We start from the raw sequence: 13,787 nt of genomic DNA, 5'->3' as shown, positions 1-13,787 counted from the left end.
GACCGGGCCTTACTTGGAATCCTTGTTCTTCCTGCGGCTGACGCGCATCGCGAAGATCAGGATCAGAAGCAGCACCAACAGGCTGATGCTGATGGCCGGCACGCTCCACGAGATATACCGCCGCCATTCGAAGAAGGCGCTTTCGCCCGCTCCGGGCGGATGGCTCGCGTCCGGATTGTCGCTGTCGATCCAGGCCACCGGACCCGCCGCGCCGATGATCGCGATGTTGCCGCGATTGAGCACAAAGGGCGCGTCCGTCATGCCTGGATGATCGCCCAGCGTATGCCACAGCACGCCGTCCTGGCCCCCGGCGCTGACGACTTCCGCGGTGCTCAGTTCGGCAAGGCCGGAAATGTCCAGCCACGTCGTGTCCTTGCCCGCCACCTGCAGTTGCTTGCGGTCGGTGACTTTGACGGCAGGCTTGGCGCCTTCCACCGGCAGCTCCATCGCCAGGAAGGCGCGCGCCGGTTTGACTGCCTTGCCGGCGGGCGACACCGCCAGCTCGGCGCGCGTGGCCGATACGCCGCTGGCCGCGGCAATGCCGATCACCCGCTTGATGTTGGCGGGCGCGTCGGCCAGATAGCTGTCGGGAATCAGCACCTGCGGCGATCCCGCCATCTGCGGCAGCAGGCCCACGAAGGTGCCGTCCGGCTGCGACTTGCCGGGCTTCACATAGCTGGTCGGCAGCACGTTCACGGGATAGCCCTGCGGAATCTCGTTGCAGTCCACCGAGACGGGCTGACGCTGGAACGTCACGCGGACCACGTTCGTCACGCCCAGCGCATAGCCCGGCACGCGCGCCGTCAGCCGTTCGGGCCGCCCATCGGCCTCCAGCTGCTTGGCGCCCAGCAAGATGCCATTCCAGAATACCGAGGCCACGGGACGCGTGGACGACGCGCCGGGCGCCGCCGCCACGTCCATGACGAGTTCATCCGGCACGCGGCCATCGCTGGCCACGGCAGCCAGCGGAAACGAGGTGTTCCAATCCCCGCGCGCCACCACGTCAAAGCTGGCGGACGCGCCGCCCAGCGCCGACAGGCGCACGCCGCCATCCTGGTGGGACTGCGGCGGGAGGGCCGTCTGCACCTGCACCTGGCGGCTGGCCAGGATGCGGCGCCACGCGGTGTCGAAGACCCCTGCGCCCTGCGCGCCCGCATCGGCCGCAACGGCGATGACCGCCTGCCGGCCCAGGGACATCAGCCGGATCTCCTTGGACGGCAGGCCGGCGCCCGCCAGCGGCATGCGCTGCTGGCGCCACGCCTTGAAGGCGTCTGCGGCATCGGGGTCTGAGGCCAGTTGAGCCTGCAAGGCGTCCAGCGCCTCGCTGTATTTTTGCGTCAGCGCCGCGTCGGCAATCACGACGTCGCCGGCCACGGCCGGCGCGCCCATCACCAGCAGGGCGCCGATTTCCGCCGGGTTGGCGAGCTTGTGGGTCTCCTTGCCCATCAGCGCGGCAAACGCCGGCACTTGGGCCAGGCCGGCCGGCGCTTGCAAGCCTCGCGTGTCCACGTCCTCGCCCACCGCCGGAAAGGCCCTGACCGCCACGCGCTTGCCGCTGCGCTCCATCGCCACGCCCATGCGCCAGGCGCTGTCAAAAGCCTGCTGGTCCAGCTTGCGGCCTGCGACCATCAGCACGGGCTTGCCGGGCAGCGAGGCCCACGCGTCATCCAGACTGTTGATCGCGGATGCGTCATAGCGATAGGTCAGCCGCGTCTGCGGCGAGATGGTCAGGGCGTTGCCTGTCGCACGGTTGCTTTCACAATGGCGCAGCGCGATGTCGGACTGCCAGTCCACGCCCACGCGCAGAAATCCGGACTCGCGCGTGCGCCGCTCCACGGCCAGCGTCCGGCTGGCCGACCCGTCGCCATCGGCGATGCGCTGCGCGGCTTGCGGCACGCCGTCCAGCCACAGCACCATGCTGGTCCGGCCCGGCTCACCCTTGGTGTAGCGCGCGTCGAAATCCAGCCGGGCGTCCGTGACCGGCACGCCGCGCGGCACCGGCATATAGAACTCCTGCCGCGCATCGCTGTTGGACAGGACCACGGGCTCGTTGATGCCCAGGTCCTCCAGCGTGGTGCTGCGCGTGACCATGTCGTCGCTCTGCAGCCGGCGCAACGCGTCGCCGGCCGGACTGGCCATCGCGGCCAGCGGCGCCAGCAGCCCCGCCGCGATCAAGGCGCGGCACAGCGTACGGACATTGGTGGCTTGTGAGGGGAGAGGCATGAAGACTCCGGGCAGGAAGGGCATCGCGGCAAGAATCAGAAGGAGGAGGGGGCGGTAGCGTGGGGAGCGAATTCGGAGACGGCACGGCCGCAAAGCGCATCGACGATGCGCTGGCTGGCCTTGCCGTCGCCATAAGGATTGATCCGCCGCGAGAATGCGCCGTGCAGCGCGGGGTCATCCAAAAGACGGTTGACCTCGGTGACGATGCGCCGCGTGTCGGTGCCTACCAGCGCCACCGTGCCGGCCTGCACCGCTTCGGGCCGCTCGGTCACGTCGCGCATCACCAGCACCGGCTTGCCCAGGTAAGGCGCTTCTTCCTGCACGCCGCCGGAGTCGGTAAGGATCAGGTGCGAACGCTGCATGAACCAGACAAAGTCCAGGTAATCCAGCGGCTCGATCAGGTGGACATTGGCAAGCCCGGATAGTTCGGGCATCACGACGCCGCGTACCTGCGGATTCAGGTGCACCGGGTACACGATCTGCAGATCGTCTCGCTGCGCCAGATTCACCAGCGCCGCGCAGATGTTGCGGAACCCATCGCCAAAACTCTCGCGCCGGTGGCCGGTCACCAGCAGCAGCCGGCGGTTCGGGTCCAGCCATGCATACCGCGTCTGCAGCATGCGGGTGAACGCGCTGCCGGGGGTCAGCTTGGCGCACGTCATCGCCAGCGCGTCGATCACCGTGTTGCCGGTCACCGTAATGCTGCCCGCCAGGTTTTCGCGCAACAGGTTGCCGCGCGATTGCGCGGTCGGCGCGAACAGCAGGTCGCCGATCGCATCGACCACGCGCCGGTTCATTTCCTCGGGGAAGGGCATCGCCAGATTGCCCGTGCGCAGCCCGGCCTCCACATGACCGATGCGCACGCGCCGGTGAAAAGAGGCCAGCGCGCAAGCCGATGCCGTGCTCGTGTCGCCATGCACCAGCACGCAATCCGGCTTCTCCGCCTCCAGCACCCCGTCCACCCGGCTGATCAGGCGGGCGTACAAGCCGTTCAACGTCTGGTTGGGCACCATGATGTCCAGGTCGTGCTGCGCCTTCAACTCAAACAGCGACAGCACCTGATCCAGCATCTCGCGGTGCTGGCCTGTGACGCACACCACGCTTTGAATCTGCGGCTCGTGTTGCAACGCGGTAACCAGCGGAGCCATCTTGATGGCTTCGGGACGCGTGCCGAATATCGACAGCACTTTCATAGCGAGAATCGGCCTCCTCACGCCGGCGGCATTTTCTTGCGTTCATTTTGTCTTGAAAGCATTCGTAATATGTGTCGAACTATGTCATCGGTCCGGCGGCATTGTCTGGGTGGGCGATTCCCGTTGCGCGATCACGCCGCAGGAGCGGCAGACACTTCATCCAAAATTTGGGGTCGAAACCCGGGCGGTTGTTTCTGCCGGCAAGATAAAGCATGAAACAATAAAATTTCGTTATGAACGCCCGCCTCGACGGCGCCATCGCGCTCTTACCTGATCCGCCACGAAAACCTGGCCGAAGAGGACGAGGGCCAGTTCGTTCCCGGCGCAGGACGGCGCGGGCGAAACCATCCGCACCATCTTCCCGCGCCACATGGCCAAGCTGTGGATCACACCGCCTACCCGGCGCATGGCATCGCCTGACCGTGGGCGGCGGTGTCAACTGGCAAAGCCGCATCTACTACAGCGGGGCAGGCTGACGCGGGCAGCCCAATGCGAGTAAGGTACGGGGAAGGCCTTATTGCCCGGCACACCGGCCTGTGCCGTCAGCAGGAACCCCGCACACCATGAAGACAAATCACGCAGCGCTGCGGCTGCTCCTTGCCGGAGCAGCCCTCGCATCCCTCGCGGCCTGCGCCGACACGCCGCAGCAACCGCGAAGCAACGTGGACTACCGCAGCCGGCCGTTGGATTCCCCGGCAGGGGCAGATTCCAACCCGTCCGGCCAGCGCCTGACCATCCAGTCCGGCGAGGGCGAACGCTTGAATCTGCCGTGGTTTATCGAGGGCGCGCAAGACTGGATCAACCGGCAGTGAGGCCGCAATGACGGTGGGCCCGCCGGGCGCAGACGAAAAAAATCCTCAAGGATTTGCATCCTTGAGGATTTTTGGTTTCAGCTGACGTTGCTGAACGGAATTTGGTGGAGCCGGGGGGAATTGAACCCCCGTCCGCAAGCCCTCCGCAACCAGTTCTACATGCGTAGTCGATTTATTTGGTTTTAACTTTGGACTTAGCCAACCGACAGGCCGGACCAAAGCGATTCACGTAATTTAAATCTGAGCCGTGTGACCCCAGCGCAGACCGATTCCTTGTGAATGTCGCTGCTGCGGTTCGAGGGTTACCCCCCTAGGAAGTTGCCTTCCTCCGCCTGACCCAAGGACAGATCAGTGCAGCGGCTCACCGCTTAAGCGGCGAGAGCGAAACGCTCGTCGTTGGCGTTTGTAGTGTTCCAGTGGTTTAACGAGCGTACTGGTGCTCGGCATGCCCTGAGTTGTTTCGCGACCCACGTCGAATCCGGATCGGCCCCAAGAACCTCTATTGTACTGTCAAACGCAATAGCCTGCCATCGCGCAATTGCCCGCCGGCGCAGGCGTGGCGGCCAGGACACGGGCGCCGGCTCAGATGGCGTTGGCGCACGCCGCCTTGGACTGTCGCCGGCCGCGCGCCGCCGCCATCATCAGCGCGGCCAGGCCCACGGAAACCGCCACGATGATGGCGGCCGCGCCGCCCAGCGCCGCCAGGCCGTAGTGGTCGATCACGTGCCCGCCCACCACGGCGCCCAGGCCGATGCCGATGTTGGCGCCCGAGATGTTCAGCGACGCGGCAAAGGCGGGCGCTTCGGGGGCGGACTTCATCAGCCGAACGTGGCAGACGATGAAGAGCGCGGCTTGGGCGATGCCCCAGACTCCCAGCGCCACGGCCAGCAGGCCATGCGACTGCATGGCGGGCGCGACGAACGTCAGGCCCACGGCCATCAGCGCCGAAAAAAGGGCCGTGGCGCCCAGCGGGCTGCGGTCCACGAGGCGCCCGCCCAGGGTATTGCCGGCCAGTCCCACCGCGCCGAATGCCATCATCGTCCAGCCGACGGTCTCACCGTCAAAACCGCCCAGGCGCTCGAGCATGTCGGCCAGGTAGGTGTAGGCGGTGAACATGCCCGTGAACACCAGCAGCGACAGCAACACGTGACTGACCACCATGGGATCGCGCAGGATGCGCAACTGCGTGACCAGACGCACGCTGTCGGCCCGGACGCGCGTGCTGGGAAAGGTCAGGAGCAGCAGCAAGGCCTTGGCGAATGCCACCGCGGACAGCACCCAGAATGCGGCGCGCCACCCGAACGCGTCCGAAATCAGCACCCCGATGGGAATGCCGAACACCGTGGCGGCCACGATGCCGAAGGCCACCGTCGAGATGGCGCGTCCGGCGCGTGCCGGTCCCACCAGTTCCACGGCGGTGGCGCTGGCCAGCGACCAGAATACCGGCAGCGCCAGCGCCGGCACGAAGCGGGCGATCGCCATGATCCAGATGTTGGGCGCCACGGCCGCCAGCGCATTGGACAGCCCAAACAGCACCAGCACGCCGATGAATAGGCGCTTGCGCTCCATGTTGGCCATGAGGGCGGTGAGCAGGGGGCCGGTCGCCGCGACGGTAAAGGCGAACAGCGTCACCAGCAGGCCGGCCTGGGAAACGGTCACGTTCAGGTCGCGGGCAAGGCCGGGCAAGAGTCCCACGATCAGGAACTCGGTGGTCAGGATGGTGAAGCCGGCGGCGGAAAGAAGCAGGATGGGCAAAAGCATAGGCATTCCTTGGGCGCGAGGCCTAAAGGCGCCGCGCGTGCAGGGAGTTGAAGGCAAGGTCTAAAAGGTCTGGCGTGCGCCACGCCAGACGGGCGGGGCACGGTGCGACGGGACGCTGAGGGCCGTCAGCACAGCGAAGTCGCCGCGGCCTGCTTGGGCCACGACGCCGGCATGCGCCGGTAGCGAAGCGATCCGACAAAAACCGGAGCGCGGTGTACGGTTCACACTTTAGGGGAGATTGCGGGGCGGATAAAGCCCCGGCGCCCGGATAGATTGTTCGGTCAGTTGCGCTAATAAGGCCGAACAGTGGCGGGCACCAGGCAGGTGCGGACGCCGCCCCGGCGGGACGGGCAGCCGCCGGGCCGCCCGTGCGCAACCGTCAGCGCAGGTCGCGCGGCAGCAAGGGCTCGATGGCCGACCACAATTCCGTGGGCGAATTGGCGCAGGTTTCCGCCTGCCAGGCGATGACGTTGTCCTCTTCGCCCACGTAGCCGTAGGCCGCCGCCACGGCGGGCATGCCGGCGGCGTGTGCGGCCTGGATGTCGCGCAGGTCGTCGCCGACGTAGACGCAGCGGTCGATCTCAAAACCCGCTTCGCGCGCGGCGTGCTGCAGGGGCAGGGGGTGGGGCTTGGCGTGGGCCGTGGTGTCGCCGCAAACCAGCACGGCGCTGTCGCGCGTCAGGTCCAGGAATTCGACGATCGGCAGGGTCAGGTAGGTGACCTTATTGGTGACGATGCCCCAGGACATGCCCCGGTTGCGGATATCGGCCAGCAGCTCCTCGATGCCCGGGAACAGCTTGCTGTGCACCGTCGAGCTGGCGGCGTAGTCTTCCAGGAACTGCAGGCGGGTGGGCTCGTAGTCCGGATGACCCGGTTGCAGGTCCAGCGCCACGCGCAGCAGGCCTCGCGCGCCTTGGGACGCCACGGGACGCAGCGCCTCGTACGCCATTGGCTCCAGGCCACGGCGGGTGCGCTGACGGTTCGCGGCGGCTGCCAGGTCGGGGGCGGTGTCGGCCAGGGTGCCGTCGAAATCGAACAGGATCAGGGCGCTCATTTGCGGGTAGCCATCAGGTAGTTGACCGAGGTGTCGGACGACAGCGAGTAGATTTGGGTGATCGGGTTGTATTCCATGCCGCGCATGCTTACCGGCTCCAGCGCGGCGCCGCGCGCCGCGGCCGACAGTTCGCTCGGCTTGATGAACTGGTCGTAGGTATGCGTGCCGCGCGGCAGAAGGCGCAGGACATATTCCGCGCCGATGATTGCGAACACGAAGGACTTGGCGTTGCGGTTCAGGGTGGAAAAGAACACCCAACCGCCCGGTTTCACCAGGGTCGAGCACGCGCGCACGATCGAGGCGGGATCCGGCACATGTTCGAGCATTTCCATGCAGGTCACCACGTCGTACTGGCCGGGTTGCTCGGCGGCCAGTTCCTCGACGGGCACCTTGCGGTATTCCACCTTCACGCCCGATTCCAGGCCGTGCAGGCGCGCGATCTTCAGGGATTTGTCGGCCAGGTCGATGCCGGTCACCTCGGCGCCGCTGCGGGCCATGGCTTCCGACAGGATGCCGCCGCCGCAGCCCACGTCCAGCACCTTGCGGCCGGCCAGGCTGCCCGCGCATTCCTGGATCCACTCCAGGCGCAGCGGATTGATGGCGTGCAGCGGCTTGAACTCGCTTTCGGGATCCCACCAGCGGCTGGCCAGGGCGCTGAACTTGTCGATTTCGGCCTGGTCGGCGTTGACGGAGGCTTGCGCGGTGTCGTGAGTTTGCGTGTTCATGGGCGGTCCGGCGTAAGGCTGCTCTATATATAGAGGGGTCCAGCGCGCTAGGCGAGGAGAGGGCTCGGCGCTGCACCGATGGGCGCGGCGCAGGCGAAAAAAAGGGCCTCGCTATGCGAGGCCCCTTTATTGTAGCTAGTCCAGCAATTACTTGCGGCTACCCACGATTTCGATCTCAACGCGACGGTTCTGGGCGCGGCCTTCCTTCGTCTTGTTGGAAGCGATCGGCTGCAGTTCGCCCTTGCCTTCCGTATAGATACGGTTGGGGTCGATCCCCAGGCTGACCAGGTAAGCCTTGACCGAAGCGGCGCGGCGCTCGGACAGCTTCTGGTTGTACTGTTCAGTACCGATCGAGTCGGTGTGGCCGACGGCGATGATCGTTTCCAGATCGATGGTGCTGGCTTGCTGAGCGACTTGCTGCAGCAGTTGGCGACCTTCGGGCTTCAGGGTCGACTTGTCGAAGTCGAAGAACGTGTCAGCATTGAACACGACCTTTGCCGCCATCGGGGCCGGCTTCGCCTTCTGCTGGGCAACCGGGACGCCGTCGCAACCGGGAATGCCGGTGGCCGGGGTCCAGAAGGCATCGCGCCAGCACAGTTCGTTCGTACCGTTCTTCCAAACGTTACCGAACGGGTTGCGCCAGTTGTCCACGGTTTGCGCGGAAGCTACACCAGAGGCCGTGACGGCGGCGAAGGCGAGCGCCAGAGCGAATTTGGAGGGTTTGTTCATGTTTCTCCTCGTTGAGCTTGAAGCTGGATAAGTGACTCGCAGCGAACCCCCGCCGCATATCAGGAAAACGGGGCCAGTATAGCAACGCCAAGAGCTGGTTCAAAGGAATAGCTACTGGGTTTCCTGCGTGCTGGAAACAATCTTAAGGCATTTGGGGGGCTTTGGCTTCCCTGGACAGGCGCATTAATGCTGGATATGACGTTTTCGGCACTCCTGCCGTTTCCCATGTTGGTTTTTGACAACAGGGCCGCGGGGCGCGGGTGGGCTTGGCCGGGCGGCGTTTCCGATCGATCCGTCGCGGTGCGCTTGCGGCGCCTTCCGGCGGCCCATCGGACCGGTCCCCCAATCGAATGATAGAATTTCCTGTTTACCCGGCCCGGGTTCCTCCTTACACGATTCTGTCGTTATATATATGGATTCCTTTGCCAAGGAGACGCTTCCGGTATCGCTGGAAGAAGAGATGCGCCGCAGTTACCTCGATTACGCGATGAGCGTGATCGTAGGGCGGGCGCTACCGGATGTGCGGGACGGCTTGAAGCCCGTCCACCGGCGCGTGCTCTACGCGATGCACGAGCTGAACAACGACTGGAACCGCGCCTATAAGAAGTCCGCGCGTATCGTCGGGGACGTCATCGGTAAGTACCACCCCCACGGCGACCAGTCCGTCTACGACACCATCGTCCGCATGGCGCAGGATTTCTCCATGCGCTACATGCTGGTCGACGGTCAGGGCAACTTCGGTTCCATCGACGGCGACAACGCCGCCGCGATGCGTTACACCGAAATCCGCCTGGCCAAGATCGCGCACGAGCTCCTGGCCGACATCGACCAGGAAACCGTCGATTTCGGACCCAACTACGACGGCAGCGAACAGGAACCGCTGCTGCTGCCGTCGCGCCTGCCCAACCTGCTGGTCAACGGCAGCTCAGGCATCGCGGTGGGCATGGCCACCAATATTCCGCCGCACAACCTCCAGGAAGTGGTCGACGGCTGCCTGTACTGCCTGCGCAATCCGGCGTGCACGGTTGATGAGCTGATCGAGCTCATCCCGGCGCCGGACTTCCCCACGGGCGGCATCATCTACGGCATGTCCGGCGTGCGCGAAGGCTATCGCACGGGTCGCGGCCGCGTCATCATGCGCGCCAAGACGCACTTCGAAGACATGGAAAAGGGCAATCGCCAGGCGATCGTGATCGACGCGATTCCCTACCAGGTCAACAAGAAGACGCTGCAGGAACGCATTGCCGAGCTGGTCAACGACAAGAAGATCGAAGGCATCTCCGACATCCGCGACGAGTCGGACAAGGACGGCATGCGCCTTGTCATCGAGCTCAAGCGCGGTGAGGTGCCTGAGGTCGTGCTGAACAACCTCTACAAGAACACCCAGCTGCAGGACACCTTCGGGATGAACCTGGTGGCGCTGGTCGACGGCCAGCCCCGCCTGCTCAATCTGAAGCAGATGATCGATTACTTCCTGCAGCATCGCCGCGAAGTGGTCACGCGCCGCACGGTGTTCCAGTTGCGCAAGGCCCGCGAGCGCGGCCACGTGCTGGAAGGCCTGGCGGTGGCGCTGGCCAACATCGACGATTTCATCGCGATCATCAAGGCTGCGCCGACTCCGCCGGTCGCCCGCCAGGAGCTGATGGCGAAGTCCTGGGATTCTTCCCTGGTGCGCGAAATGCTGGCACGCGCCGACGGCGACACGCCGGGCGGGCGCGCGGCGTTCCGTCCGGACGACCTGGGCGCCGAGTTCGGTCTGCAGGGCGATGGGCTGTACCGCTTGAGCGACACTCAGGCCCAGGAAATCCTGAACATGCGCCTGCAACGCCTGACCGGGCTGGAGCAGGACAAGATTGTCGGCGAGTACAAGGACATCATGTCCACCATCGCCGACCTGCTGGACATCCTGGCCCGTCCCGAGCGCATCACGACGATCATCAGCGAAGAACTGCAGGCCATCAAGGCCGAGTTCTCGACCGGCGCCAAGGATTCGCGCCGTTCGGAAATCGAACTGAACGCGACGGAACTGGATACCGAAGACCTGATCACCCCGACCGACATGGTCGTGACGCTGTCGCACGGCGGCTACATCAAGAGCCAGCCGTTGTCCGAATACCGTTCGCAAAAGCGCGGCGGACGCGGCAAGCAGGCCACGGCCATGAAGGAAAACGACTGGATCGACCAGCTCTTCATCGCCAATACGCACGACTTCCTGCTGTGCTTCTCGAACCGCGGCCGCGTCTACTGGCTGAAGGTCTGGGAAGTGCCGCAGGGCACGCGCAATTCGCGCGGCAAGCCGATCGTCAACATGTTCCCGCTTGCCGAAGGCGAGAAGATCACGGTGGTGCTGCCGGTCAAGGAATTCAGCGAAGACCACTTCGTCTTCATGGCGACCTCGCGCGGCACGGTCAAGAAGACCCCGCTGTCCGACTTCTCCAACCCGCGCAAGGCCGGCATCATCGCCGTCGACCTTGACGATGGCGACTACCTGATCGGCGCCGACCTCACGGACGGCAAGCATGACGTCATGCTGTTCTCGGACGCCGGCAAGGCCGTGCGCTTCGACGAGAACGACGTGCGTCCGATGGGCCGCAATGCCCGTGGCGTGCGCGGCATGATGCTCGAAGACACGCAGACCGTCATTGCGCTGCTGGTCGCCGGCGACGAAACGCAGACGGTGCTGACCGCCACCGAAAACGGCTACGGCAAGCGCACGCCGATCGCGGAGTACACGCGCCACGGCCGCGGCACGAAGGGCATGATCGCCATCCAGACCACCTCGCGTAACGGCAAGGTTGTGGGTGCGGTGCTGGTCACGCCCACGGATGAAATCATGCTCATCACCACTGGCGGCGTCCTGGTGCGCACCCGCGTCGCGGAAATCCGCGAAATGGGCCGCGCGACGCAGGGCGTCACGCTGATCAACGTCGACGACGGCAGCACGCTGTCCGGCGTGCGCCGTGTCGTGGAAAGCGATGCGGACGACGACGGCGAACTGGACGAAGACGGCCAGCAAGCCGGTGGCGACGACAGCAGCGACGCAGCAGATTCGACGGAACCTACGGAGCAATAATGGCCCGCCCCTGGAACTTCTCGGCCGGCCCCTCGGTCCTGCCCGAGGTGGTGCTGCAGCAAGCCGCTGCAGAAATGTTGGACTGGCACGGCAGCGGCATGTCCGTGATGGAAATGAGCCATCGCGGCAAGCATTTCGTGCAGATCTGCGATGAAGCAGAGTCCGATCTGCGCGACCTGCTGGGCCTGCCGGCGGACTACGCCGTCATGTTCATGCAAGGCGGCGGTTCCGGGGAAAACGCCATCGTTCCCATGAATCTCATGGGACGCCGCGGCGCACCGGCCGCGGACTTTGTCGTGACGGGCCATTGGTCCAAGCGCTCGTACAAGGAAGCCGGCCGCTACGGCAGCACGCATATCGCTGCCAGCTCCGACCACGCCACCCAGATCGACGGCCGCGAGCAGGCGCCCTTGACCTGGGTGCCGGCTGCCGACACCTGGCAGGTGCGCAAGGAATCGGCCTACCTGCACCTGTGCAGCAACGAGACCATCGGCGGCGTCGAGTTCCTGGATTGGCCCGACACCGCTGACCTGGGCGCGCCCGACGTGCCGCTGGTCATCGACGCTTCCTCGCATTTCCTGTCGCGCCCGATGGACGTGACGCGCTGCGGCATGATGTACGCCGGCGCGCAGAAGAACGCCGGCCCGGCCGGCGTCACCATGGTCATCGCGCGCCGCGACCTGATCGGCCAGGCATTGCCGATCTGCCCGTCCGCGTTCGACTACGCCAACGTGGCCGCCGAACACTCGCGCTACAACACCCCGCCCACCTTTGCGATCTACATCGCTGGCCTGGTGTTCAAGTGGGTCAAGGCCAACGGCGGCGTGGCGGGCATGGAGGCGGCCAACAAGGCCAAGGCCGACCTGCTGTACGGTTACCTGGACAGCACCAGCTTCTACCGCAATCCCATTCACGCTCCCGTGCGTTCGCGCATGAACGTGCCGTTCGTGCTGCATGACGAGTCGCTCAACGACGCCTTCCTGAAGGGTGCCGAGGCAGCGGGCCTCACGCAGTTGAAGGGCCACAAGAGCGTGGGCGGCATGCGCGCCTCCATCTACAACGCGCTGCCGCTCGAAGGCGTGAAGGCGCTGGTCGAGTACCTGAAGGACTTCGAGCGCCGCCATGGATGAAGAGCTGCAGCGTAAGCTGCTTCCCCTGCGCAAGCGTATCGACGACCTCGATGCGCAAATCCTTGATCTCCTGTCGCAGCGCGCTCGTGCCGCGCTGGAAGTGGGCGAGGCCAAACATGCGGCGCACGCAGATGGCCCCGTGCTGCGGCCCGAGCGTGAGGCCGAAGTCATCCGCCGCCTGCAGCAGATCAATCCGGGTCCTTTTCCGAACGCCGGCGTGGCGTCGGTCTGGACCGAAATCATTTCCGCATGCCGCGGCCTTGAGCGCGGCATGACGGTCGCGTTCCTGGGGCCGCAGGGTTCGTTTTCGGAACAGGCCGCGCTGGAACACTTCGGCCATGCGGTGCAGAAGCTGCCTTGCGCCTCGTTCGACGAAGTCTTCCGCGCCGTCGAGGCCGGACAGGCCGACGTGGGCATGGTGCCTGTCGAGAATTCGACCGAAGGCGCCGTCAACCGCAGCCTGGACCTGCTGCTGAACACCCCGCTCAAGATCCTGGGCGAGCGTTCGCTGGTGATTCGTCATTGCCTGATGTCGCAATCGGGCAGCATGGACGGCATCAAGACCATTTCCGCGCATCCGCAGGCGCTGGCCCAGTGCCAGGGCTGGCTGACGCGCAACTATCCCGACGTCGAGCGCGTGGCCGCGTCCAGCAACTCCGAAGCGGCGCGCGCTGCCGCCGGGGATCCGACCATCGCGGCGATTGCCGGCGATGTCGCGGCGCCTGCCTGGAACCTGCAGATCATCGCCGCCGGCATCCAGGACGACCCGCACAACCGCACCCGCTTTCTGGCCATCGGCAACATCGAGCCGCTCGTCAGCGGCAAGGACAAGACCAGCCTGATCCTGGCGGTGCCCAACCGCGCGGGCGCCGTCTATGAAATGCTGGCGCCCATGGCCGCCAACGGCGTGTCGATGACGCGCTTCGAGTCGCGCCCGGCGCGCACCGGCCAGTGGGAATACTATTTCTACGTCGACGTCCTGGGCCACCGGAACGACCCGAATGTCGAGCGCGCCCTGGCGGCCTTGCAGGCGCAGGTTGCCTACCTCAAAGTGCTGGGCTCGTACCCGGCGCAGTGAATCCCACAT

10 protein-coding genes and 1 other RNA gene are annotated in these 13,787 nt (G+C 65.5%); 4 read left to right on the top strand and 7 right to left on the bottom strand.

What is annotated here, in order from left to right:
• Positions 1-9 precede the first annotated feature (9 nt).
• Together HV786_RS21220 and wecB are read right to left on the bottom strand one after the other, a co-directional pair.
• On the bottom strand, positions 10-2,223 hold the full coding sequence (locus tag HV786_RS21220; protein WP_175211748.1) for a cellulose biosynthesis cyclic di-GMP-binding regulatory protein BcsB: 2,214 nt from the start codon (positions 2,221-2,223) through the stop codon (positions 10-12).
• Positions 2,224-2,258: 35 nt separating this feature from the next.
• Positions 2,259-3,416: a non-hydrolyzing UDP-N-acetylglucosamine 2-epimerase gene (wecB, locus tag HV786_RS21215; RefSeq protein ID WP_128827736.1), complete on the bottom strand. Its 1,158-nt coding sequence runs from the start codon at positions 3,414-3,416 to the stop codon at positions 2,259-2,261.
• Positions 3,417-3,979: 563 nt separating this feature from the next.
• Here wecB and HV786_RS21210 point away from each other — a divergent pair.
• A complete protein-coding gene (locus HV786_RS21210; RefSeq protein ID WP_128827737.1) occupies positions 3,980-4,228 on the top strand; it encodes a hypothetical protein in 249 nt (82 codons plus the stop codon).
• 102 nt (positions 4,229-4,330) lie between these two features.
• Here the strand turns inward: HV786_RS21210 and ssrA are convergent.
• The 5 genes from ssrA to ompA form a co-directional block, all read right to left on the bottom strand.
• Positions 4,331-4,719, bottom strand: a transfer-messenger RNA (tmRNA) gene (gene ssrA, locus HV786_RS21205).
• A 91-nt stretch (positions 4,720-4,810) separates the two neighbouring features.
• Positions 4,811-5,989, bottom strand: coding sequence for an MFS transporter (locus HV786_RS21200; protein ID WP_175211746.1), 1,179 nt, complete (start codon positions 5,987-5,989; stop codon positions 4,811-4,813).
• 379 nt (positions 5,990-6,368) lie between these two features.
• Positions 6,369-7,043, bottom strand: coding sequence for an HAD-IA family hydrolase (locus tag HV786_RS21195; protein ID WP_128827738.1), 675 nt, complete (start codon positions 7,041-7,043; stop codon positions 6,369-6,371).
• Positions 7,040-7,768, bottom strand: a complete 729-nt coding sequence (gene ubiG, locus HV786_RS21190; protein WP_056322229.1) for a bifunctional 2-polyprenyl-6-hydroxyphenol methylase/3-demethylubiquinol 3-O-methyltransferase UbiG — start codon at positions 7,766-7,768, stop codon at positions 7,040-7,042. Before ubiG ends, HV786_RS21195 begins: the two co-directional genes overlap by 4 nt.
• A gap of 147 nt (positions 7,769-7,915) precedes the next feature.
• Positions 7,916-8,497, bottom strand: coding sequence for an outer membrane protein OmpA (ompA, locus tag HV786_RS21185; protein WP_056322232.1), 582 nt, complete (start codon positions 8,495-8,497; stop codon positions 7,916-7,918).
• A gap of 412 nt (positions 8,498-8,909) precedes the next feature.
• Here ompA and gyrA point away from each other — a divergent pair, with 412 nt between their 5' ends.
• From gyrA to pheA, 3 genes are read left to right on the top strand one after another with little or no spacing between them, the layout of a single operon-like run.
• Positions 8,910-11,570, top strand: coding sequence for a DNA gyrase subunit A (gene gyrA, locus HV786_RS21180; RefSeq protein ID WP_128827739.1), 2,661 nt, complete (start codon positions 8,910-8,912; stop codon positions 11,568-11,570).
• Positions 11,570-12,700 carry a 3-phosphoserine/phosphohydroxythreonine transaminase gene (gene serC / locus HV786_RS21175; protein WP_056322236.1) on the top strand — a complete coding sequence of 377 codons (1,131 nt, stop codon included), beginning with the start codon at positions 11,570-11,572 and terminating at the stop codon, positions 12,698-12,700. Before gyrA ends, serC begins: the two co-directional genes overlap by 1 nt.
• Positions 12,693-13,778, top strand: a complete 1,086-nt coding sequence (gene pheA, locus HV786_RS21170; protein ID WP_056322239.1) for a prephenate dehydratase — start codon at positions 12,693-12,695, stop codon at positions 13,776-13,778. Before serC ends, pheA begins: the two co-directional genes overlap by 8 nt.
• Positions 13,779-13,787: the final 9 nt, after the last annotated feature.

This window comes from Achromobacter mucicolens, from assembly GCF_902859725.1.
Lineage (GTDB): Bacteria > Pseudomonadota > Gammaproteobacteria > Burkholderiales > Burkholderiaceae_B > Achromobacter > Achromobacter mucicolens.
The sequence above is the reverse complement of the archived record's forward strand: the minus strand, read 5'-3'. Positions and strand labels throughout refer to the sequence as shown.